Source organism: Erwinia sp. PPS120, from assembly GCF_047918655.1.
In the GTDB taxonomy this organism is placed as follows: Bacteria; Pseudomonadota; Gammaproteobacteria; order Enterobacterales; family Enterobacteriaceae; genus Erwinia; species Erwinia tasmaniensis_A.
The window spans coordinates 118,369-141,353 of record NZ_JBLREF010000009.1 but is presented as its reverse complement, the minus strand read 5'-3'; the positions used below and the strand labels follow the sequence as shown (position 1 = coordinate 141,353).

Annotated in this window: 18 protein-coding genes and 1 pseudogene; 6 read left to right on the top strand and 13 right to left on the bottom strand. The window is 54.8% G+C overall.

Annotated elements, in window-relative coordinates; all coding sequences use genetic code 11:
- Positions 1–216: 216 nt before the first annotated feature.
- Both murI and ACLRGG_RS06290 read right to left on the bottom strand, forming a co-directional pair.
- Complete coding sequence (gene murI / locus ACLRGG_RS06295) at positions 217–1,083, bottom strand: glutamate racemase (RefSeq protein ID WP_416248908.1); 867 nt, start codon at positions 1,081–1,083, stop codon at positions 217–219.
- Positions 1,028–1,751: pseudogene (locus ACLRGG_RS06290) on the bottom strand (TonB-dependent receptor domain-containing protein); the annotation flags it as partial. The gene murI and the pseudogene ACLRGG_RS06290, both read right to left, overlap by 56 nt.
- 235 nt (positions 1,752–1,986) lie before the next feature.
- Here ACLRGG_RS06290 and trmA point away from each other — a divergent pair.
- Positions 1,987–3,093 (top strand): tRNA (uridine(54)-C5)-methyltransferase TrmA, encoded by a 1,107-nt coding sequence (trmA, locus tag ACLRGG_RS06285; RefSeq protein ID WP_416248907.1) that lies wholly within the window; start codon positions 1,987–1,989, stop codon positions 3,091–3,093.
- A 157-nt stretch (positions 3,094–3,250) separates the two neighbouring features.
- On the opposite strand, the gene ACLRGG_RS06280 is transcribed toward trmA, so the two are convergent.
- The 3 genes from ACLRGG_RS06280 to fabR form a co-directional block, all read right to left on the bottom strand.
- Entirely contained in the window at positions 3,251–3,847 is a 597-nt protein-coding gene (locus ACLRGG_RS06280) for a hypothetical protein (RefSeq protein ID WP_416248906.1), read from the bottom strand.
- Between the two features lie 136 nt (positions 3,848–3,983).
- On the bottom strand, positions 3,984–4,331 hold the full coding sequence (locus ACLRGG_RS06275; RefSeq protein ID WP_416248905.1) for a YijD family membrane protein: 348 nt from the start codon (positions 4,329–4,331) through the stop codon (positions 3,984–3,986).
- A 10-nt stretch (positions 4,332–4,341) separates the two neighbouring features.
- Positions 4,342–4,983, bottom strand: coding sequence for an HTH-type transcriptional repressor FabR (fabR, locus tag ACLRGG_RS06270; RefSeq protein WP_416248904.1), 642 nt, complete (start codon positions 4,981–4,983; stop codon positions 4,342–4,344).
- 193 nt (positions 4,984–5,176) lie between these two features.
- Here fabR and sthA point away from each other — a divergent pair, with 193 nt between their 5' ends.
- Entirely contained in the window at positions 5,177–6,577 is a 1,401-nt protein-coding gene (sthA, locus tag ACLRGG_RS06265) for a Si-specific NAD(P)(+) transhydrogenase (protein ID WP_067709468.1), read from the top strand.
- Here the strand turns inward: sthA and oxyR are convergent.
- Positions 6,551–7,477, bottom strand: coding sequence for a DNA-binding transcriptional regulator OxyR (oxyR, locus tag ACLRGG_RS06260; protein WP_416248919.1), 927 nt, complete (start codon positions 7,475–7,477; stop codon positions 6,551–6,553). The two genes, sthA and oxyR, sit on opposite strands and share 27 nt — an antisense overlap.
- Before the next feature lie 135 nt (positions 7,478–7,612).
- Between oxyR and ACLRGG_RS06255 the strand changes: the two genes are divergently transcribed.
- Positions 7,613–8,347 (top strand): glutathione peroxidase, encoded by a 735-nt coding sequence (locus tag ACLRGG_RS06255; RefSeq protein WP_416248903.1) that lies wholly within the window; start codon positions 7,613–7,615, stop codon positions 8,345–8,347.
- 124 nt (positions 8,348–8,471) lie between these two features.
- On the opposite strand, the gene argH is transcribed toward ACLRGG_RS06255, so the two are convergent.
- The 4 genes from argH to argC all read right to left on the bottom strand — a co-directional run bounded on the left by argH (position 8,472) and on the right by argC (position 12,981).
- Entirely contained in the window at positions 8,472–9,845 is a 1,374-nt protein-coding gene (gene argH / locus ACLRGG_RS06250) for an argininosuccinate lyase (RefSeq protein WP_416248902.1), read from the bottom strand.
- 102 nt (positions 9,846–9,947) lie between these two features.
- Positions 9,948–11,162: an argininosuccinate synthase gene (locus ACLRGG_RS06245; protein ID WP_416248901.1), complete on the bottom strand. Its 1,215-nt coding sequence runs from the start codon at positions 11,160–11,162 to the stop codon at positions 9,948–9,950.
- A gap of 22 nt (positions 11,163–11,184) precedes the next feature.
- Positions 11,185–11,961 carry an acetylglutamate kinase gene (gene argB / locus ACLRGG_RS06240; RefSeq protein ID WP_416248900.1) on the bottom strand — a complete coding sequence of 259 codons (777 nt, stop codon included), beginning with the start codon at positions 11,959–11,961 and terminating at the stop codon, positions 11,185–11,187.
- 15 nt (positions 11,962–11,976) lie between these two features.
- Positions 11,977–12,981 (bottom strand): N-acetyl-gamma-glutamyl-phosphate reductase, encoded by a 1,005-nt coding sequence (argC, locus tag ACLRGG_RS06235; RefSeq protein WP_416248899.1) that lies wholly within the window; start codon positions 12,979–12,981, stop codon positions 11,977–11,979.
- A 180-nt stretch (positions 12,982–13,161) separates the two neighbouring features.
- Here argC and argE point away from each other — a divergent pair, with 180 nt between their 5' ends.
- Together argE and ppc are read left to right on the top strand one after the other, a co-directional pair.
- Positions 13,162–14,316, top strand: a complete 1,155-nt coding sequence (gene argE / locus ACLRGG_RS06230; protein WP_416248898.1) for an acetylornithine deacetylase — start codon at positions 13,162–13,164, stop codon at positions 14,314–14,316.
- A gap of 144 nt (positions 14,317–14,460) precedes the next feature.
- Positions 14,461–17,112 carry a phosphoenolpyruvate carboxylase gene (gene ppc / locus ACLRGG_RS06225; protein ID WP_416248897.1) on the top strand — a complete coding sequence of 884 codons (2,652 nt, stop codon included), beginning with the start codon at positions 14,461–14,463 and terminating at the stop codon, positions 17,110–17,112.
- 4 nt (positions 17,113–17,116) lie between these two features.
- Here ppc and metF read toward each other — a convergent pair whose 3' ends face one another.
- From metF to metB, 3 genes are all read right to left on the bottom strand, one after another.
- Entirely contained in the window at positions 17,117–18,016 is a 900-nt protein-coding gene (gene metF / locus ACLRGG_RS06220) for a methylenetetrahydrofolate reductase (RefSeq protein WP_416248896.1), read from the bottom strand.
- 302 nt (positions 18,017–18,318) lie between these two features.
- Positions 18,319–20,748 (bottom strand): bifunctional aspartate kinase/homoserine dehydrogenase II, encoded by a 2,430-nt coding sequence (locus ACLRGG_RS06215; RefSeq protein ID WP_416248895.1) that lies wholly within the window; start codon positions 20,746–20,748, stop codon positions 18,319–18,321.
- Positions 20,749–20,750: 2 nt separating this feature from the next.
- Entirely contained in the window at positions 20,751–21,911 is a 1,161-nt protein-coding gene (gene metB / locus ACLRGG_RS06210; RefSeq protein ID WP_416248894.1) for a cystathionine gamma-synthase, read from the bottom strand.
- 249 nt (positions 21,912–22,160) lie between these two features.
- Between metB and metJ the strand changes: the two genes are divergently transcribed.
- The gene (gene metJ, locus ACLRGG_RS06205; protein ID WP_034935279.1) at positions 22,161–22,478 is read left to right on the top strand and encodes a met regulon transcriptional regulator MetJ; all 318 of its coding nucleotides are present in this window, start codon (positions 22,161–22,163) and stop codon (positions 22,476–22,478) included.
- The last annotated feature ends 507 nt before the right edge of the window (positions 22,479–22,985 follow it).

Below are 22,985 nucleotides of genomic sequence, written 5' to 3'. Positions count from 1 at the left end.
GTCTGATAAATTGTTAAAGAGCAGTGCCACATAATCTCGTGTGGCGCGGGGTGCAGATATTACGCTTTCCCGCTGAAGAGTCAAGGTATTTCTCACTTTTCTCTTCCTGACCCGGTGACCGTTAAGCCGTTGTTCCGTGTCAGTGGAGGCGCATTATAGGGAGTTCCTGGCGGGTGACAAGCCCTAAATGCAAAAAAGATTCTAACCGGCTGTTTTTTACCCATAATCCTCATTGAGAGAGAGTTTTTCGAGCTTTTCAAAGCCATATCGCTTTAAAACGGGCAATAACTGTACAGCACGATCGGTAATTTCCAGACAAAAAGCAATATTGTCTTCGGCAGACTTCGCCGCTGGCGATTCGTTTTCTAATAGCCAGGCCGTTCTGCGGGCAATGGCAGCACCGGAATTCACTAACCGGGTACCCTCAGGGAGAACCTGTTGCAGCTCTTCATTAAGCAAAGGAAAGTGCGTGCAGCCCAGTACGACCGTATCCGGTGGCTCTTTCATTCTCAGCCAGGGTTGCAGGATACGCCGCACGTCATCCAGCGCTACAGGGTGACCGTGGAGTTTAGCTTCCGCCAGCTCAACCAGTTCAGCCGAGCCCAGCATCTCCGTTCTGCACTCACTGGCGAAGCGCTCAACCAGTTCGTGTGTATAAGGACGCTTAACGGTGCCGCGCGTAGCCAACAGGCCAACAACACCATTACGGGTGAGACGAGCAGCAGGTTTGATAGCAGGAACAACGCCGACGACGGGGAATGCAAAGCGCTCGCGCAGGGCAGGCAGCGTAACGGTACTGGCCGAGTTACAGGCGATAACGGCCAGCGCGAGCGGGTAACGTCTGGTGACGGCGCTAACGATTTCAACCACCCGCTCCACAATAAACGCCTCTGATTTTTCACCGTAGGGAAAAGCGACGTTATCGAAGACATATATATAGTGCAGATCCGGCAGCAGTCGCCGAATCTCATTGTAGACTGAAAGCCCCCCAACGCCGGAGTCAAAAACCAGCACGCTGGGACGCGGGTCAGAAGGTGTAGCTACCGCTGAGGTAATACTCTCTTCCCGGGGTTTGATAGCCATAGACTGTCTCGTAATCTTTATCAAACAGGTTAGCTATTCTACCACGAACGGTTAACTGGGAGGTGACAGGATGCGACGCGGCAAGATCCCACAGGCTGACGCCACCCAGCTTAACGGTGCGGGGGATGGTTGAAGGGTTATAATCCTTGTCATCGCGCTCCCCCAGATACTGATAGCTTACGGACCAGTCCACGTCATACAGCGTAGAGTCCCTGCTGTTTAGCGCGGCTTCGCCGTACCGTTACGAGGATCCATATAGTCGTAAGAGACGGAGTGGCTGACCGGGCCGCTCAGGCCTTCGATCCCCCCTTCCCACTGCTTATTTTTTTCCGGATTGAGATTGCGACTGCCGTAAATAGCGCTATAACCTGACTCAGGTTAGGCGCTTTGAAAACCGTACCGTATGAGGCGAAAACGCTATAGCCCTTCGCGAATTCCCATGAGGCGCTGGTCTGCCAGGTGTTATGCCAGCCAAAGGTATTGTTATCATCCCCGCGCACAGCGCCCTCCAGCGTTACGCTATCCAACTTCCGCTGACTCGTGGCCTGAACACCCGTATTACGCTGCTCCTCTCCTTCACTCACGTAAGCGGTGTTCGGCTGTGAAATTTGCTGTTGCCTGTCCAGAGAGAAATCGCCGTGACAACCACGGCCAACGGTATTCGCATTTTCTTGATCATCAAAGAACAGAGATCCAAAAAATCATCAAGGTTGCAGCGGAAAATCCATCACTCACCTGCGGGGATCGGTTGGCTATGGGCCAGGATGCGCATCTTATGTTCAAAACTAACAGAGATCCATCATGCGCAAGCCTGAATTAATAGCATGACGCGCAATGCTGGACATTGAGTGACGAATCCCTACAATCGCCGGGCAATAAAGCTCCATTAACTCAGGAAATACCATGACGCCCGAAAAGCTGCCGACAGAACACTATGATGCCCAACTTGAAGAGAAGGTCAGCCGTTTGAAGACGCTGATGACGCCTTTTACCACTCTGGATGTCGAAGTTTTTCGTTCGCCGGTCAGCCATTACAGGATGCGCGCGGAATTCCGTATCTGGCATGATGGGGATGACCTTTATCACATCATTTTCGACCAGCAGACGCGCCAGCGTATTCGCGTGGATAGCTTTCCTGCCGCCAGCCAGATAATCAACGATCTGATGCCCAGGCTGATTGAAGCGCTGCGCGATAACAAAGTGCTGCGCTATAAGCTGTTCCAGCTTGATTATCTGTCGACGATGAGCAACCAGATTGTCGTGTCGATGCTTTATCATCGCACGCTGACCGACGAATGGCAGCATGCCGCCGCTGAACTGCGTGACACCCTGCGGGCAGAGGGCTTCGATCTGCAGCTGATAGGCCGCGCCACCCGGACAAAAATCTGTCTGGATCGTGATTTCGTCGATGAGTGCCTGCCGGTTGCCGGAAAGGATATTATCTACCGACAGGTGGAAAATAGCTTTACCCAGCCGAATGCCGCGATAAATATTCAAATGCTGGAGTGGGCGCTGGACGTGACAAAGCAGGCCCGGAGAGATTTGCTGGAGCTGTATTGCGGTAACGGAAACTTCTCGCTGGCGCTGGCGCGTAACTTCAGGCGCGTACTCGCAACAGAAATTGCAAAACCCTCCGTCGCTTCAGCACAGTACAATATTGCCGTGAACCAGATTGAAAACGTGCGGATCATACGCATGTCGGCTGAGGAATTTACCCAGGCCATGAAGGGTACGCGTGGATTCCGTCGTCTGGAGGGAATAGACCTGACGGACTACGAATGCGAGACGATTTTTGTCGATCCCCCTCGCAGTGGTTTAGATGAGGATACGGTGAAAATGGTGCAGGCTTATCCACACATCCTCTATATCTCCTGCAATCCACAGACGCTTTGCGAAAATCTGGCCGTGCTGTCGGAAACGCATGAGGTGACGCGTCTGGCGCTGTTCGATCAGTTCCCCTATACCCATCATATGGAGTGTGGTGTGCTGCTGACCCGCGCAGAAAAATAACGCGTCCAGTGTGCTACCCGCGCAGAACCAGGCGTATTCTCATTGAGATAGTTACATCAACATCAATAATGTTGACGCCTGGTTCAAAAGATAAATATTGCTCTCTCAACGCCATCGTATACAGGCTGTAAAACGTGATAGTACCACCAGTCCTGTATCACGCTTTACGTTGACTGTCTTTCTTTAAAATATATTCATTTTCCTCAAATAAATATCTCGCTTCTGCCAATACCCAGCAAAAAACCAGTAATGTAAATCCTATAATCAAAACCCGTACACCGTCTGACGTGAAGCCAACATATATATTAACCAGCGGGTGTTGCGAAAAAGTAAAGAGCAGGATCTGTAGTGGACCCAGGATGTAAGGTGAGACACCGTCCACAATGAATAAAATCGCCACACTGCGCAGCAGAACGACATTACCGTACCACCAGACTTTACCTTTATAAAAATTTAGAAAAAGAAAAGCAGCAATGAGCATGGCTGCATAGTAAGGTAACTCATTCAGACAGGCTAAAAAGAAGGTTCCCAGGTAAACATAGCCCCGGGTGGGGATAGCATACTCCTTAAGAACAGGCGCGTAAGAGATATAGCCCTGAACTAATTGACTGTATGCCTCATCGAAAAACCAGCTGTATAAGAACATTATTGTTTCTCCAAGGGCGGAGGCAACCAGCAGGAATATCGTCAGGATACAGATAATGCGTAACCCTGGGGTAAGCCGGGTAAAAGGAACTTCATCCTCATCCATCATTATTTTGCTCTCCATGCAAAATTTAACTGCCAGATATTTATTTTAGCGCCATCGACTTCAGATTATAATAACCTAAAAAGTCTCGCAGCGGATAAACAGTAGATAAATACCCGCCAAACACAAAGATATAATCCCTCTAGCGATTTCGTTTAAGTCTTAACACCAGCCAGAATACCAGCGCAACCATCAGAACGGTTGGAATGAAGTTTGAACCAATAGCAGGATATTCTGCGCGAACGATAGCGCTGTAAAGCAGAATGCCTAAAAGAAAAAAACCGGCGGCAAGCGGTGGCATCCCGTCTGGCATGGATCGGTTCAGGTAGCGCTGGTGCAGGCACCAGGCAGACAGCCCAAGCGCAATAAGCGGGAAAATTGAGAACGGCACAAGGGAACTGAATAATACCGAAAACGTTCCGTTGATTGAAAGCCCGCTGAGAAATGCCAGCAACAGCGTGCCTCTGTCCCGACCTGTAGGTAAACTCATATCACTCTCCTTAACCATGAGATTCAAGCGTCACCGCCAGCCTCTCCTGTTCACGTCGATACCAGTAGTAAGCGCCCTTCGAGATCATGCGCAGCTGGAGTACCAGCCTCTCCTCAAGCTGACGGCGTTGTTCAATATCAATATCCAACGCCTCGGCTCCGGCGTTAAAGACTATAATCACCATTGCCTCAGCCTGCGCTTCGGTAAAGCTGCGGGGCATACGGTTCTCAAGTTCGAGGTAGTCGGCCAGTTCGGCAATAAAATGCTGGATCTCGCGCGCAACCGCTGCACGGAAGGCCGCCGAGGTGCCTGACCGTTCACGTAAAAGCAGACGGAACGCATTGGGGTTATTACCGATGAATTCCATAAAGGTAGAGACGGACGTGCGGATCACGCTGCCGCCCTTGGCGATACGCTGACGCGCCTGACGCATTAGCTGACGCAGCATAAGTCCACTCTCGTCGACCATGGTTAAGCCAAGCTCATCAACGTCACGAAAGTGACGATAAAAGGAAGTGGGAGCAATACCCGCTTCCCGGGCAACCTCCCGCAGGCTGAGACTGGCAAAGCTTCGCTCGGCGCTGAGCTGGCTAAATGCCGCCTCAATCAGCGAACGACGTGTTCGTTCTTTTTGCTGTGCTCTGACGCCCATATTTATGCCTGTTTTACCTGCCAGGCTGGCACTATAACAAAAATTTCAGCGTACAGTTGCATCAACTTTGTTATCACCTGTTTACTCAACGCTTTGTCAAATGATGGCAAAATTAGCGGTTAGAATTGGGAAGTGCCCGTCAGGATGTTAGAATATCGTTGAAAAATTGTATAAAAATATAGGACGTATCAGTATGCAACAGTCTTATGATTATGATGCCATCGTTATTGGTTCAGGTCCCGGCGGCGAGGGTGCCGCGATGGGCCTGGTCAAACAGGGGGCAAAGATCGCCGTCATCGAGCGCTATCACAATATTGGCGGCGGCTGCACGCACTGGGGAACGATCCCCTCCAAGGCCCTGCGCCACGCCGTAAGTCGTATCATTGAGTTCAATCAGAACCCGCTTTACAGCGATCATACCCGCCTGCTTCGCTCTTCCTTTGCCGATATCCTGAATCACACAGAAAACGTGATAAGTCAGCAAACGCGTATGCGTCAGGGATTTTATGAGCGAAACCGCTGTGAACTGTATCAGGGTGATGCACGCTTTCTTGATGCCAATACGATTGAAATTCAGACCCACGACGGTACGGTGGAACGACTTACCGCAGAGAAATTTGTTATTGCCTGTGGCTCGCGACCTTATCACCCGGTCGACGTCGACTTTACCCATCCGCGCATTTACGACAGCGACTCTATCCTCAATCTGCACCATGAGCCGGGCCACGTCATTATTTATGGTGCCGGAGTAATAGGGTGTGAATACGCTTCAATCTTCCGTGGGTTGAACGTGAAGGTCGATCTGATTAATACCCGCGATCATCTGCTGGCCTTTCTCGATCAGGAGATTTCTGACTCGCTCTCTTATCACTTCTGGAACAATGGCGTGGTCATTCGCCATAACGAGGAGTTTGAGAAGATTGAGGGGACAAGCGATGGCGTGATCATGCACCTCAAGTCGGGCAAGAAGGTGAAGGCCGACTGCCTGCTGTATGCCAACGGCCGTACGGGTAACACCGATTCACTCTCCCTGGAAAATGTTGGCCTGGAAGCGGATGGGCGGGGCCTGCTAAAGGTCAACAGCATGTATCAGACCGCACAGCCGCATATTTACGCGGTGGGCGATGTCATTGGGTATCCTAGCCTCGCCTCAGCAGCCTACGATCAGGGACGTATTGCCGCACAGGCGCTGATCAAGGGCGAAGCCAACGCGCATCTGATTGAGGATATCCCAACAGGAATTTATACCATTCCTGAAATCAGCTCCGTGGGGAAAACCGAGCAGCAGCTCACGGCACTGAAGGTGCCTTACGAGGTGGGCCGTGCGCAGTTTAAGCACCTGGCTCGCGCGCAGATTGTGGGGATGAACGTGGGGAGTTTGAAAATACTTTTTCACCGGGAAACCAAAGAAATCCTTGGGATCCACTGCTTTGGTGAACGCGCGGCCGAGATCATTCATATCGGCCAGGCCATTATGGAGCAGAAAAACGGTGGCAACACGATAGAGTATTTCGTGAATACCACCTTTAACTACCCCACCATGGCTGAGGCTTATCGCGTGGCGGCGTTAAACGGCCTGAACCGCCTGTTTTAAAGCGCTTCCCAGGTAGTCCTGCATATGCGCACGGATCTCCTCTGCCAGCTGCTCATAGCGGCTGCGCAGCGGTGAACCTGGACGATACACCAACGCAATGGTGCGCTGCGGTTCCGGCTTGTAACAGGGCAGATAACAGACGCCATCGCGTACGCGTTCTTTCGGTACGGCCAGTGCGGGCAGCAGCGTTATGCCGCTTCCTGCCGCCACCATATTGCGCAGCGTTTCGAGACTGGTCGCGCGAAAATGCGTATCTTCATCCGCTCCGGCCTGGAAACAGAAGCCCATTGCCTGGTCACGCAGGCAGTGCCCGTCTTCCAGCATCAGCAGCTTTTCACCCGCAAGATCGGACATGGGCACACGATCGCGGTCGTGCCACGGATGGTCCTGGTAAATAGCCAGCTTCATGGGTTCATCGAACAGGGGCACTTCAATAAAGGCCTCAGACTCTTTCACCAGCGCCAGAATAGCACAATCCAGTTTGCCGCTGTCGAGCTGCGCCAGCAGCTGCTGCGTCTGCGCTTCATGCAGGTACATCTCAAGCTTAGGGAAAGTTTTGTGCAGCGTTGGGATGATCTGCGGCAGCAGATAAGGACCCACGGTTGGGATCAGTCCAATGTGCAGCGGCCCGGACATGGCATCGCCCTGCTGGCTGGCCATCTCCTTTAGCACCTTGACTTCCCGCAGTACGGTACGTGCCTGGTCCACCAGCAGCAATCCAGACTGCGTGAACAGGACTTTACGGCTGGTTCGCTCCAGAAGCATCACACCCAGCTCATCCTCAAGCTTGCGGATTTGTCCGCTGAGGGTAGGCTGACTCACATGACATGCATCCGCAGCACGACGAAAATGGCGGTGCTCCGCCAGCGCTACAAGGTATTCAAGATCGCGAATATTCATCTTATCCTCCGGGCCACGATAGTCCGTGGCGATAGATAGAATAGCAATCAACGATTATCCCTATCAAGCCTTAAAAGTAATAATGTCGCCCGTTCGAGATTTAAATCACTTTTACCCCCATTGATGAGGTAGTTTATGTTCGCAAGTCAGGAAGGTAAGTCAGTCCCACAGGTCACTTTCCACACACGCCAGGGCGACCAATGGGTCGACGTCACGACTGACGAGCTGTTTAAAGATAAAACTGTCATCGTGTTTTCACTGCCGGGTGCCTTTACCCCGACGTGCTCGTCAAGTCATCTGCCACGCTACAATGAGCTGTCAGACGTGTTTAAAAAGCACGGCGTCGACAATATTCTGTGCGTTTCTGTCAATGACACCTTCGTGATGAATGCCTGGAAAGCCGATCAGCACGCAGAGAACATCACTTTTATTCCAGACGGTAACGGTGAGTTTACCCGCGGTATGGGCCAGCTGGTTGAGAAAGCCGATTTGGGCTTTGGTCCACGTTCATGGCGCTATTCGATGCTGGTGCGCAATGGCGTCGTTGAAAAGATGTTTGTAGAACCTGACAAACCAGGCGACCCGTTCGAAGTTTCAGATGCGGATACCATGCTGCGTTATCTGGCACCGGAATTCAAAGTGCAGGAATCGGTATCGCTGTTCACCAAGCCAGGCTGCTCATTCTGTGCAAAAGCGAAGCAGATGCTGCTGGACCGCGGGATTCAGTACGAAGAGATTGTGCTGGGACAGGATGCGACCACGGTCAGCCTGCGCGCAATGACGGGTCGGGCCACGGTGCCACAGGTCTTTATCGGTGGACGCCACATTGGTGGCAGCGACGATTTAGAAAAGTACATGCTGGGTCATTGATTCTGATCTCAGCCAGTAAGCCTTAAATCGTACAGGCAGAAGCCGCGGTATCTTTACCGCGGCTTCTGCTGCTATTTACAGGGATACTCTCCCCATTTTAGCTGAAATTAACGCCCAGCCCCGGCTATAACAGCCGATTTTTCGCATCAGTGATGGCGAGCGAAACCTGATGAGGTGAAACGCCCCCCTTCGCATTGCGTTTATCAAGACAGGATTGCAGCGACAAAATCAGGTAAACATCCTCTTCAATGGCGCTGCTGAATGCCCGTAGTTCAGACAGCGGCAGGGCCTCCAGCGCCACGCCCTGCTTAATCGCCACCACCACCACCTCGCCGACAATATGGTGCGCCTCGCGGAACGGGACGCCTTTTGCCACCAGGTAATCCGCCAGTTCGGTAGCGTTGGCATAGCCCTGCTCGGCCGCTTCCTGACAGCGTGGACGCTTAACCTGAATGCCATCCAGCACCAGCGCGGCCATATGCAGGCAGTCTGACCAGGTATCCAGCGCGTCGAACAACCCCTCTTTGTCTTCCTGCATATCCTTGTTATAAGCCAGCGGCAGACCTTTCAGCGTCATGGTCATCGCCGTCAGCGCCCCCTGCACCCGGCCACACTTGCCCCGTATCAGCTCCAGCGCATCCGGGTTTTTCTTCTGCGGCATCAGGGAAGAGCCGGACGTCACCTTGTCTGACAGCTCAACAAAGCCGGACTCGCCGGTATTGAAGAAGATGAGATCTTCAGCAAAGCGCGACAGGTGAACCATGCCGATAGAAGCATCAGAGAGCAGTTCAAGCACGTGATCGCGGTCAGATACCGTATCCAGACTGTTACGCGTGGCGGAGGCAAAGCCCAACCAACCGGCCAGCTGTTCACGATCGATCTCATAAGCCGTGCCCGCCAGCGCGCCACAGCCCAGCGGGCTGACGTCCAGACGCTTCAGGGTATCCTGCAGGCGGCTTTCATCACGCGCCAGCATCTCGACGTAGGCCAGACACCAGTGGGCAAAGGTAACGGGCTGCGCGCGCTGTAAATGCGTGTAGCCGGGCATTACCGCATCCTGATTTGCCTCGGCGGTGGTGACCAGCGCCTGCTGGAGCTGTCGGGTCGCCGTCAGCAACTCACCCACCTGAGCTTTGCACCATAGCTTGAGATCGGTGGCAACCTGATCGTTACGGCTGCGGCCCGTATGCAGCTTTTTGCCCAGCGCCCCCACTTTGTCAATCAGGCGGCTTTCCACATAGCTGTGAATATCTTCGGCATCGCTTGCCAGGATCTGCTGCGGGTTAGCCCGCACCTCTTCCAGCAGCACGGTCAGCGCACTCTCCAGCTGCTGCTGCTCTTCCGAGGTCAGAACATTGACCGTCACCAGCGCTTTGGACCAGGCAATGGATCCCACAATGTCCTGTTCTGCCAGACGATAGTCAAAGCGCAGCGAGTCGTTAAACAGCTTGAAGCGTTGATCCGCTGCCTGTGTAAACCGTCCACCCCAAAGTGCCATGTCAGTGCTCCCTTTAATTCGTTAAGTCGTGGTCACGGGTGCCGGTAAGGGGAACGGATGTTATCCGCCCCTGACGCCTGTGCGTACCGGCAATCCGGATACTTATTTTTTTTCGTTCAGCGCGCGAATGCGTGAAGAAAGTGAGAACAGCCGGATAAACCCGCCCGCGTGACGATGGTCGTAGACCTCATCTTCACCGAAGGTAGCAAACTCCTCAGAGTAGAGGCTATTGGCGGATTTCTTCTGAATCGCCGTCACCTGCCCCTTGTACAGCTGCAGGATCACTTCGCCATTTACCTCCTCGGCCAGTGCCTCCGCAGAGGCCTGAATAGACTTACGCAGCGGCGCAAACCAGCGGCCATCGTAAACCACGTAGGACATCTCAAGGCCCAGCTGCTCACGCCACTTAAAGCTATCGCGATCTAACACCAGTTGCTCTACGGCGCGCAGCGCATTAACCATGATAGTGCCACCGGGCGTTTCATAGCAGCCGCGCGACTTAATGCCGACCAGACGGTTTTCTACGATATCAATACGGCCTACGCCGTGCTTAGCGCCGAGCACGTTCAGCTTTTCCAGACACTTATACGGGCTGAGCGCCTCGCCATTAACCGCAACCACGCGCCCTTTTTCAACGGAAACGGTGACCTGTTCGGGCTGGTCCGGCGCCTCCAGCGGGTCGACTGTCCACACCCAGCAATCTTTATTGGGCGCGTTCCACGGGCTTTCCAGTACGCCGCCTTCGGTGGAGATGTGCCATGCGTTCTCGTCACGGCTGTAGATTTTTTCCAGCGAGGCCGTGGTTGGAATGTTGCGCTCTTTCAGATAATCCAGCAGCGCTTCACGGGAACGCAGGTTCCACTCGCGCCACGGCGCGACGACGGCAAGCTGGGGAGCCAGCGCGGTGTAAGTAGTTTCAAAGCGCACCTGGTCGTTGCCTTTACCGGTTGCACCGTGGCACAGCGCATCCGCACCCACTTTCAGCGCCAGCTCAACCTGGGCTTTGGCGATGATAGGCCTGGCCATTGAGGTGCCCAGCAGGTAGGTGCCTTCATACAGGGCGCCGGTCTGCAAGACGGGGTAAACGTAGTCGCTGATAAAGGCTTCGCGCAGATCAACAACGTGGCACTCAGAAGCACCAGACTGGATCGCCTTCTGCTCAACGCCTTCCAGATCGCCGCGCTCCTGGCCGATATCCGCAACAAAGGCCACCACTTCACAGCCGCCGTAGTTCTCTTTCAGCCATGGAATAATGGCAGAGGTATCCAGACCACCGGAGTAAGCCAGAACGATTTTTTTTATGCTCTTATCTTGCATTGTCTTTTCCTTGAACATTCTGTTAAGCGAGGATCCGGGTGCCAATTGACACGCCGTTAAAGAGGTTTTGCAACTGTTCTGCATGACGCCAGCTGGCAATATCTACCGGACGCCCCAGCGTGCGGGCGGCGTCCAGCGCGGCATTCACTTTGACTATCATGCCGTCGGTGATAATCCCCTGGGCGATTAGCGCTTCGGCCTTCGCCGCCGTCATCTCTTCGATACGCTGGCCTTTACCGTCCAGAATACCGCTCACGTCAGACAGCAGGATCAGGTCCGCTCCCAGAGTCGCAGCCAGCGCCGTTGCCGCCTGGTCAGCGTTGACGTTCATCAGCTCACCCCGCTGGGTGATACCGATGGAGCTGATAACCGGCAGGAAACCCGCTGTCAGCAGCGTAGTAATCAGCCTGGGCGAACCCGGCGCTGCCTGACCTACGTGGCCCAGCTGCGGGTCGAACTGCTCTACCTCCACGATACCGCCGTCGGCCAGGCAGAGGCCAACCGCGTCAATACCGTGTTTCTTAGACCAGGCCAGCAGGGTTTTATTGGCGGTGCCGGCCAGCGCACCGGTAATGATGTCGATCTGATCGGCAGGCGTCACGCGCAGCCCGTTTTTCTTTTGCACCGGCAGAGAGAGCTTTTTCATCAGCTCATCCACCAGACAGCCGCCACCGTGGACGATAAGCAACGGACGCTGATGCGATTCACGCCAGCTCACCAGCGCAGAGAAGAGTTTTTCCAGCGCTTCTTCACTGTCCAGCAGTACGCCACCGAGTTTAATAATAAGAGGATTCGTCATTTCGCTACTCGCTGATTAAAAAAGTGACTCTGTTTCCGGGAAACCGAAACGAATGTTCAGGCACTGCACCGCCTGGGAAGAGGCGCCTTTAAGCAGGTTATCCTCTGCCGATACCACGATCAGATGCTCTCCCTGCACGGCAAAACCGATATCACAGAACGGCAGGCCCGCTACCGCTTTAATGGACGGTACGCCTTTGTCGTACAGCCGTATCAGTGGCTTATCGTGGTAGGCGTTATGAAACGCCTCAGCGACGTCCTCAGCGCTGATGCCCGCTTTCAGACGGCAGGTAATGGTCGCCAGAATGCCGCGGGGGAAATTGCCCAGATGCGGGGTGAAGATCACCGGGATCCCGAGATGGGCGGTAATTTCAGGATGATGACGATGATTGAAAATGCCATAAGGCTGCAGACTGACTTCGCAGAAGCTGGTACTGACGGAGGCTTTACGCCCGGCGCCGCTGACGCCGCTGGTGGCGTTGATCACGGGCCACTGGGCATCGTTGAGCAGACCGGCTTCCACCAGCGGCTTCAACGCCAGCTGCGCCGCCGTCGGGTAGCAGCCCGGAACTGCGATCAGCTGGGCTTCTTTAATGCTGTTATGCTGCCACTCGGCCAGGCCATAGGCGGCTTTATCCAGCCACGTCTGCTGCTGATGGGCAAAGCCGTAGTAGCGGCTGTAAAAGCTCGGATCGTTGACGCGGAAGGCGCCGGAGAGATCGAACACCACGCAGCCCGCCGCCAAAAAGGCGGGCGCGAGGTCGTGGCTAACCTCATGGGCGGTGGCAAGAAACACCACGTCGACCTTATCAGCAAAATCCTCTGCCCGGCTCATCGGCTGTAGCGGCAAATCGACGATACCTTTCAGCTGTGGATGAAGCTCAGAAAGCAATTTTCCTGCGTCAGGGCTTTGCGCTGAAACCGCTAAAGCGGTTATGTTCACCTGGGGGTGACGGTTCAGATACGTCACCAGTTCAACGCCAGCATAGCCACTGGCACCAACAATCAGCGTATTCAACATCAGACTGACACCTTTTCTCGGTCAGAAAATTCCGGGCTGCAGCGGCCTGCCGCTGTATTCCCAGGCGATCGGCGCAGGACAGGGAAGATTAATCGGTTTCCATCCGCACGCCATTAATGTATTTTTATTCACTAATACTGCATGAATATTGATACTATCCTAACGCAAGGACTGTCAACAGTGAAGACAAAATTACCGCCATTTATCGAGCTTTACCGCGAGTTGATTGCTACCCCCTCCATCAGCGCAACCGATATCGCTATCGATCAGAGTAATGAAACTTTAATCAGTTTGCTCGCGGGCTGGTTCCGGGATTTGGGCTTCAGCGTGGAGGTCCAGGCCGTTCCCGGCACGCGCCACAAATTCAATATGCTGGCAAAAACCGGCAGCGGCGCGGGCGGCCTGCTGTTAGCGGGCCATACCGACACCGTTCCCTTTGACGACGGCCGCTGGACCCGCGATCCCTTCACCCTGACCGAACATGACAATAAGCTTTTCGGACTGGGAACGGCCGACATGAAAGGCTTCTTCGCTTTCATTTTAGATGCGCTGCGTGACATTGATCTAAAAACGCTGGAAAAACCGCTCTATATCCTGGCGACGGCGGATGAAGAAACCACCATGGCTGGCGCAAAATTCTTCTCGGAAACCACCGCGATCCGTCCAGACTGCGCGATTATCGGCGAGCCGACCTCGCTGAAGCCGGTGCGGGCGCACAAGGGCCATCTCTCGCAGGCTATCCGTATCCAGGGGCAGTCAGGCCACTCGAGCGATCCCGCACGCGGCGTCAATGCGATTGAGCTGATGCATGAATCCATTACCCACCTGATGGGCCTGCGCAAAACGCTTAAGTCGCGCTACCAACATGACGGGTTTGCTATCCCCTATCCGACCATGAACTTTGGCCATATCAACGGCGGCGATGCGGCAAACCGTATCTGCGCCTGCTGCGAACTGCATATGGATATTCGTCCGCTGCCTGGCCTGTCGCTGAAGGAGCTTGACGGACTGCTCAATGAAGCCCTCGCACCCGTGAGCGAGCGCTGGCCCGGCCGGGTAACGGTAAGTGAACTGCACCCCCCTATTCCGGGATACGAATGCCCACGCGAGCATCAGCTGGTTCAGGTGGTGGAAAAACTGCTGGGGACAGAAACGGAAGTGGTCAACTACTGCACCGAAGCGCCGTTTATTCAGGAAATATGCCCGACGCTGGTACTGGGGCCTGGCTCGATCAATCAGGCACATCAGCCGGATGAATATATAGATACCGCCTTTATCAAGCCAACCCGGGAATTGATTGCTCAGGTGGTGCAGCATTTCTGCCATCCGCAATAAAACTCATAAATTCCTGTTATTTAGCCATCGCAGGACATTTCAAGTCAATTGACGAATGGCAGCGAACGTGGCTAGATAAACATCAAGGTTATGCCGGTAACGGTAAAAGATAATGACAAAAACCAGAAGGGCGTCAGGGGTGATATGAACGAACAATATTCCGCAATGCGAAGTAATGTCAGTATGCTCGGCAAACTACTCGGCGATACCATTAAGGATGCGCTGGGCGAAAACATCCTTGAACGGGTGGAAACCATTCGTAAGCTCTCTAAGTCATCACGTGCGGGCAATGATGCCCATCGTCAGGAGCTGCTTTCCACGCTGCAAAACCTCTCTAATGATGAATTGCTGCCCGTCGCCCGCGCCTTCAGCCAGTTTTTGAATTTAACCAACGTTGCCGAGCAATATCACACCATTTCCCCACAGGGGGAAGGGGCTAATCACCCGGAGATGCTGGCAAAGGTCTTCGATCGCCTCAAACAGCAGCCCGACCTGACCGATGCCGCCATTCGTGAAGCCATTGGATCCCTGTCGCTGGAGCTGGTGCTTACCGCACATCCAACGGAAATTACCCGCCGCACCCTGATCCATAAGCTGGTAGAGGTCAACAGCTGCCTGAAACAGCTGGATCATAACGATTTATCAGACTATGACCGCGCACAGATTATGCGTCGTCTGCGCCAGCTGGTTGCGCAGGCCTGGCACACCGATGAAATCCGCAAATATCGCCCTTCTCCGGTGGATGAGGCGAAATGGGGCTTCGCAGTGGTCGAGAACAGCCTGTGGGAGGGCGTTCCCCACTTCCTGCGCGAGCTGAACGAACAGGTGGAAGCCTCCTTCGGCGTCAGGTTACCAGTGGACTTTGTTCCCGTGCAGTTCACCTCATGGATGGGCGGCGATCGCGACGGTAACCCTAACGTCACCGCAGATATTACCCGACAGGTGTTGCTACTCAGCCGCTGGAAAGCCACCGACCTGTTCCTGCGCGATATCGCCGTACTGGTTTCTGAATTGTCGATGTCCGAGTGCTCGGCGGAGGTTCGTACCCTGTGCGGCAATCCTGAGGCGCTTGAGCCCTATCGCGAAATCATGAAAAAGCTACGTGGCCAGCTGATGAGCACTCAGGAGTGGCTGGAACGGCGTCTGAAGGGTGAAACGCCGCCGCGCCCCGCTGACCTGCTGATTGCCAACGAGCAGCTGTGGGATCCGCTTTATACCTGCTATCAGTCGCTCCAGGCATGCGGTATGGGCATTATCGCCAATGGACAGCTGCTGGATACGCTACGCCGCGTGAAATGTTTTGGCGTGCCGCTGGTGCGTATCGACATCCGTCAGGAAAGTACCCGCCACACCGAGGCGATTGCGGAAATCACCCGTTATCTGGGCCTGGGGGATTATGAAAGCTGGTCTGAGGCTGACAAGCAGGCCTTTTTGATCCGCGAACTCAACTCCAAACGCCCGCTGCTGCCGCGTAACTGGGCACCTGGCGACGAAACCCGCGAAGTGCTGGATACCTGCCGCGTTGCCGCAGAAGCACCGAAAGGCTCCATTGCCGCCTATGTGATCTCGATGGCCAAAACCCCGTCTGACGTGCTGGCTGTCCACCTGCTGCTGAAAGAGGCCGGCATCCCCTTTGCGATGCCGGTTGCACCGCTGTTCGAAACGCTCGATGACCTGAATAATGCCAACGACGTGATGAGCCAGCTACTCAGCATCGACTGGTATCGCGGCTTTATTCAGGGCAGGCAGATGGTGATGATCGGTTACTCCGACTCGGCGAAAGATGCTGGTGTCATGGCGGCGAGCTGGGCGCAGTATCAGGCGCAGGATGCGCTGATCAAAACCTGTGAAAAAGCCGGTATTGCCCTGACGCTGTTCCACGGACGCGGCGGCACTATTGGCCGCGGCGGCGCGCCTGCTCACGCTGCGCTGCTCTCCCAGCCGCCCGGCAGTCTGAAAGGCGGCCTGCGCGTAACGGAACAGGGCGAAATGATCCGCTTTAAATACGGCCTGCCGGAAGTCACTATTAGCAGCCTTTCGCTCTATACCGGCGCCATTCTCGAGGCTAACCTGATGCCACCACCGGAGCCGGAGCCCAAATGGCGCGATATTATGGACCAGCTCTCCGCCGATTCCTGTTCCATGTATCGGGGCTATGTGCGTCAAAATGAGGACTTCGTCCCCTACTTCCGCCAGGCTACCCCTGAGCAGGAACTGGGCAAGCTGCCGCTGGGCTCCCGTCCCGCGAAGCGCCGTCCTGCCGGCGGCGTCGAATCACTCCGCGCGATCCCCTGGATATTTGCCTGGACGCAGAACCGCCTGATGCTTCCCGCCTGGCTGGGCGCAGGTGCTGCCTTACAAAAAGCGATGGAGGCCGGTCATCAGGATCAGCTGGAGGCGATGTGCCGCGACTGGCCGTTCTTCTCAACCCGGCTGGGGATGCTGGAGATGGTGTTCTCTAAGGCTGACCTGTGGCTGGCGGAGTATTACGATCAGCGTCTGGTCACCGCGTCGCTCTGGCCACTGGGCAAACAGCTACGCGATCAGCTTGCTGCCGACATCAAAACCATTCTCACCATTGCCAACGATGCGCATCTGATGGCCGATCAGCCATGGATTGCCGAGTCGATTGCCCTGCGTAACGTCTATACCGATCCGCTCAATGTACTCCAGGCCGAACTGCTTTATCGTTCACGTCAGCAGGAAGAGCTCGGTCAGAAGCCGGATGCGCGCGTCGAGCAGGCGCTGATGGTGACCATTGCCGGCGTTGCGGCGGGAATGCGTAATACCGGTTAAATCATCAGACCGCTGCCAGCGCCGGGCGAACCCCGAGCGTATGGCAGATGGCGTAGCTCATTTCCGCACGATTCAGCGTGTAGAAATGGAAGTCTTTCACCCCTTCGTGGCTGAGGATTTTAACCATATCCATGGCCACGTTGGCACCGACCATTTTGCGCGTTTCGGGATCGTCATCCAGCCCTTCAAACATGCGGGTCATCCAGCCCGGCACGCGCACGTTGGTCATGGCCGCAAAACGCTGTAGCTGCTTAAAGTTCGAAACCGGCAGGATGCCAGGGACAATTTCCACGTCAATACCGGCTGCGGCGCAGCGATCGCGAAAGCGCAGATAGCTTTCCACATCAAAGAAAAACTGCGTAATGGCGCTATTCGCACCGGCCTCTATTTTGCGCTTCAGGTTAATCAGATCGGCCTGCGCGCTTTTCGCTTCCGGGTGTACCTCTGGGTACGCCGCGACCGAAATATCGAAATCCCCCACATCCCTGAGGAGTCCGACCAGATCGGCGCCGTACATCTCCGCCTTGCCGCCGCCGGGCGGAAGGTCGCCGCGCAGAGCGACAATATGACGAATGCCGTTATTCCAGTAATCCTCCGCGATGGCGCGCAGATCGGCACGGCTTGCGTCAACGCAGGTGAGATGCGGCGCGGCCTCCAGTCCGGTGCGATCCTTAATCCCTTTGATAATGCTATGGGTACGGTCACGTTCACCGGAGTTTGCGCCGTAGGTCACTGATACAAATTTGGGTTTCAGGCTGCTCAGGCGATCGATTGAGCTCCACAGGGTCTGCTCCATGTCACTGGTGCGCGGTGGGAAAAATTCAAAAGAGACGTTAATTTTCCCGTTAATCTCGGCCAGACTCTGGTTCAGCGCCTCGCGCTGATTGGCGTGGAAAAAGCTCATGGCTTACCTCTTCGATCGCTGCTGATAAATGAACCGCCCGCTTGAACATCCATACGTTTAGACGTCCAGACATTCAAGTTGAATCAAACTGGCTATTTCGTCAACAGATAAAGGGAGTATGGCCGTGACAAATTCTCACCGAAATTGAGGAAAATTCACGTTGCGATAAAAAGGCCGGAGCGCGTAAGGAGACGGCTGAGGTAACAGGGAAACGATGCTGAGCAGACAGGGCAAAACGGCTGAACCGGCCGGAGCCAGGCCGTAAACAGGCAGAGCCAGACAAAATATCTGGCTCTGAGCGTTTACAGCAGCTGCGCCAGCCTGTTGATATCGGACTGAATCGCACCCGCGGTCACGTCACGTCCTGCGCCCGGACCTCGGATCACCAGCGGATTATCGCGATACCAGCGGCTTTCAATGGCAAAGACATTATCACAGGGCAGCAGCGAGGCGAGAGGATGGTCGTCCCTGACGGCTTCCACACCCACGCGGGCTTTGCCGTTCGCGTCAAAGCGCGCCACATAGCGTAGCACCAGTCCAAGCTCCCGGGCGGCTTCCAGTCGCTGCTTCATCTGGTCGTTCAGCGCCTCGCCATTCTCAAAGAAATGATCGACGGATTCGTCCTCACAGCTTTTTGGCACCAGTGACTCGACGCGCACCTGATCGGGTTCGATATCATACCCCGCTTCACGCGCCAGAATAACCAGCTTGCGCCTGACGTCCTGGCCTGACAGGTCAACCCGCGGGTCGGGTTCGGTCAGCCCCTGCTGCCAGGCCTGATCGACCAGATCGGTAAAGGGCACCGTACCGTCATACTGCAGAAACAGCCATGAGAGCGTGCCGGAGAAAATACCGCTGATGGAAAGAATGCTGTCCCCGCTCTCTCGCAGGTCGCGCACGGTGTGGTTGACGGGCAGGCCCGCGCCGACCGTGGCGTTGTACAGCCAGTGGCGGCCAGTTTTGGCAAACGCATCGCGGATCTGACGATAGCGGTCACTGCTGGAGGCCCCGGCGACCTTATTGGCGCTGATAACGTGAAAGCCGTGGCTGGCAAAGTCCAGATACTGTTCGGCAAGCGGCTCGCTGGCGGTGACATCCAGCACAACCAGGTCGTCATACGGGTGAGCGCGCATCCACAAAAATAGCGATTCTTCATCCTGTTCGACCGCTTCATCTTCGAAAAAGGCCAGCGCGCGGCGGGCATCCAGTCCGTCATAGTTCAGCAGGCTGCGGCGGCTGTCTACCACACCGGCCAGCACAAACTCAAAGCCCGTGCGGGCCGACAGCGTCTCCTGTTCACGGCCAAACAGCTCCAGCCAGCGGGAGCCGATATTACCCTTGCCAAACAGCATCAGACCCACCTGCTTTTCAGCGCGGAAAAGCGACTTATGCAGACCGCGGATCAGGTTTTCAGTAGGGCCGACGCGCAAGACCGCGACCAGGCTGATCCCCTCTTCCGACTGCCAGATAAATTCCACGGGCTGGTCCTTCAGCTCCTGCCAGAAGCGATGGCTGTGCAGCGGATTACGGCAAACGCCGGCCCCGACAAGGGCAACCAGCGCCATTCCCTCACGCAGCTGCAAACGTCCCGGGATCGCCGCATCCTGTAGGAGCGCCAGGGCGCTGCTCACCACTTCTGACGTATAGCAGAGCTGAATGAGATTGCGATCGGGATGGATCCCCGTAGCCAGTGGACGAAGCTGCGCGCGTTTCAGCAGGTGATCGATCTCTTTATTCTGCGAGGCAAAGTCATGCTGTGGCGGGATCTGGAACTCAATCAGACACACGTCATCATGGCTGGTCACAATGCGTGCGCCAGTCCCTGAGGCGAGCACTCGCTCAATCCGCGTGGATCCCTGCTCGGGCTGATAGCTACAGCGCAGCTGCAGGTCGATATCGCTGGCGGAAACGGGTTGTAGCGTGCGGGTATGCAGAACGGGGGCCGCCAGACGCGCCAGTTCGCTCGCCTCATCAAGCCGCAGCAGCGGCAGCAGGCAGGCATCCTTTACCTTACGCGGGTCAGCACTGTATACCCCGGCCACGTCGCTCCAGATAGTTACGCGTGAAACCCCGGCCAGTGCCCCGATTTGCGTTGCGGAATAGTCGCTGCCGTTACGGCCAAGTAGTACGGTTTCGCCTGCATCGTTGCGGCTGATAAACCCGGTAATCACCAGCCTTTGATGCGGGTGCTGCGCCAGTAGCTGCTGCAAAAGCGGCCATGATTTCCCCTCATCCACCTGCGGCTGAGCCGCGCGTTCGGCGCGAAGAAAATCGCGGGCATCGAGCCAATCGGCGTCAATATCGCGCTGGTTGAGAACGGCAGCCATCAAACGGGCAGACCAGATCTCACCGTGCCCGACGACTTCGGCATAAATCGCCTCGGTAATTTTACCGTCAAGCAGCCCGGCAAGCTTTTCAAGATCGTGAATAAAATCGTTCAACAGCGGCTCGGCCTGCTCGGGAGAGAGCAACCCGTTTATCAACTCACTCTGATAGCGACGAAGGGCCTGCTGTACCTGATGGGCGGAAAGCCGATCGGTATGGCTCAGCTTAAGCCAGCTGATTAGCTGATTGGTTGTACTGCCCGCGGCAGAGACCACCATCACATCCCCGGCAGAGCCGTACTCAGCCATTATACCGGCTACTCGCTGATAACACCTGGCGTCGGCGAGACTGCTACCACCAAATTTGTGCAACTGGCGCGGGCCGGCTGCCACTGCTGACTGACTCATGCTTACCTCTTGGCCGCTATCTGGAAGGCATTATCCAAATCGGCGATTAAATCTTCGTGGTCTTCAATACCGACTGACACGCGAAGCAGCGTCTCAGAAATACCTGCTGCCGCACGCGCCTCAGCGGACATTCCGGCATGGGTCATGGTAGCAGTGTGGGAGATAAGGCTTTCCACGCCGCCCAGCGACTCTGCCAGGGTAAAGAGTTCTAGCGCTTTAAGGAAAGTACGCAGGGTATCCTCATTGCCATCCAGCTCAAAACTTAACATAGCGCCAAAGCCTTTTTGCTGTTTTACCGCAATCTGATGGCCTGCGTTTTCCGGCAGTGATGGATGATACAACTTTTTAACCAGCGGTTGTTGTTTCAGATAGTCAACGATGGCCTGCGCATTGCGCTGCGCCGCCGCTATGCGCGGTGCCAGCGTCCGTAACCCGCGCAGCAGCAGATAGCTGTCAAATGCCGCCCCGGTGACGCCAATATTGTTGGCCCACCAGGCGAGTTCGGTCACCAGGGCGGGATCTTTGGCAATCACCACGCCTGCTACAACATCGGAGTGGCCGTTCAGATATTTGGTACACGAGTGAAGAACCAGATCGGCACCCAGCGCCAGGGGATTTTGCAGTGCAGGACTGAGGAAGGTGTTATCAACCACGCTGACGGCGCCCGCCTCGCGTGCCGCTGTTGCGATAGCAGTGATATCGACCACGCGCAATAGCGGGTTGCTGGGGCTTTCTATCAGCACCAGCTGAGGTTTTTCTGCCAGTGCAGCCTTCAATGCCGCTTCGTCGCCCTGATCGATAAACTTCACGCGAAAGGCACCACGCTTACTCAGGCTGTCAAATAGTCTGTAGCTGCCGCCGTAGCAGTCATGAGGGGCAATGAGCAGGTCGCCAGGCTTCAGGAAAACGGTACACACCAGATAGATGGCAGACATGCCGGTGTTGGTCATCACCGCCCCGGCCCCGCCCTCCAGTTCGGCCAGCGCACGCTGAACCACGTCTCGCGTGGGATTACCGCGACGCGAATAGTCGTGGGCTCTTGGCTGATTGAAATCCGTAAAGTTATAGGTGGTGGAAAGATGGATGGGGGGGACAACGCAGCCATATTGCTCATCATCATTCAAACCGCTGCGCACTGCGATGGTTGCCTGTTTACGCGTCATGGTGCATAAATTCCTGAAAGGAGAATAAGAAGAGTGCCTAGCATATCAGCGCATGATTAGACGTCAATACATCTGGACATCTAAATGTCTTTGCGTATAGATTGAGCAAAATGCCAATACCCGTTAAGATTATGTCGTATTAGCCTGCATAAAAATTGCTTTGTAGCAGTGTGGTGGGCACCAACTTCGGGCATAATTAGCCGAATTTCGGCACTTTCAAAAAAATTTTAATGATGACTAAGGTACCCCATGGCTGAATGGAACGGCGAATATATCAGCCCTTACGCTGAACACGGTAAAAAGAGCGAGCAGGTAAAAAAAATAACGGTCTCAATACCGTTAAAAGTTCTGAAAATTCTGACCGATGAACGTACCCGCCGCCAGGTCAACAACTTGCGTCATGCCACTAACAGCGAGTTGCTTTGTGAAGCTTTTTTACATGCTTTCACCGGCCAGCCTCTACCGGATGATGTTGATCTTCGTAAGGAACGCGGTGATGAGATCCCGGAAGACGCGAAAGCGATCATGCGGGAAATGGGCGTTGATCCAGACACCTGGGAATACTAAGCCCGTATTCACACTCCTCTGCGATATGGGCAGATCCTTTGGCATTAGGATCTGCCCGCTCTTCTGGTAACCCAATCCGCTTAACCGCCTTTTCGCCGCCCAGCCAAACAGCCTGCCTGCCCCGCGGTTTCCCTCCCTTAAAACGCTTCTGTTTTCTCTCGGTCCTTAACATATTGATGTCTTAAAGCCAGCATGTTGGTCAGCTCTGCGTTTCGCCACACCTGTTGGTTCGCGTTTAGTCCCTGAGGCCTCTCTGAAAATCCGGCATCCGCAACTGAACAAAGTTATACAGGTAGAGCCGCGATCACAAAAAGAGTTCACCCCGTATGAATATTGATACCTGCCGTGGATCTGTCTGTGTCTTTACAGGCACGCCTACCTCTTATTTAATCATGAATTGTATAACATGGTTAAATATCACCTCAAATTATAGTTTTTGTCTTATTTTCATTTGCTGTCTTTTATAAACGCAATGATAATAAACCCCGCGCATTTACCCAAATATCA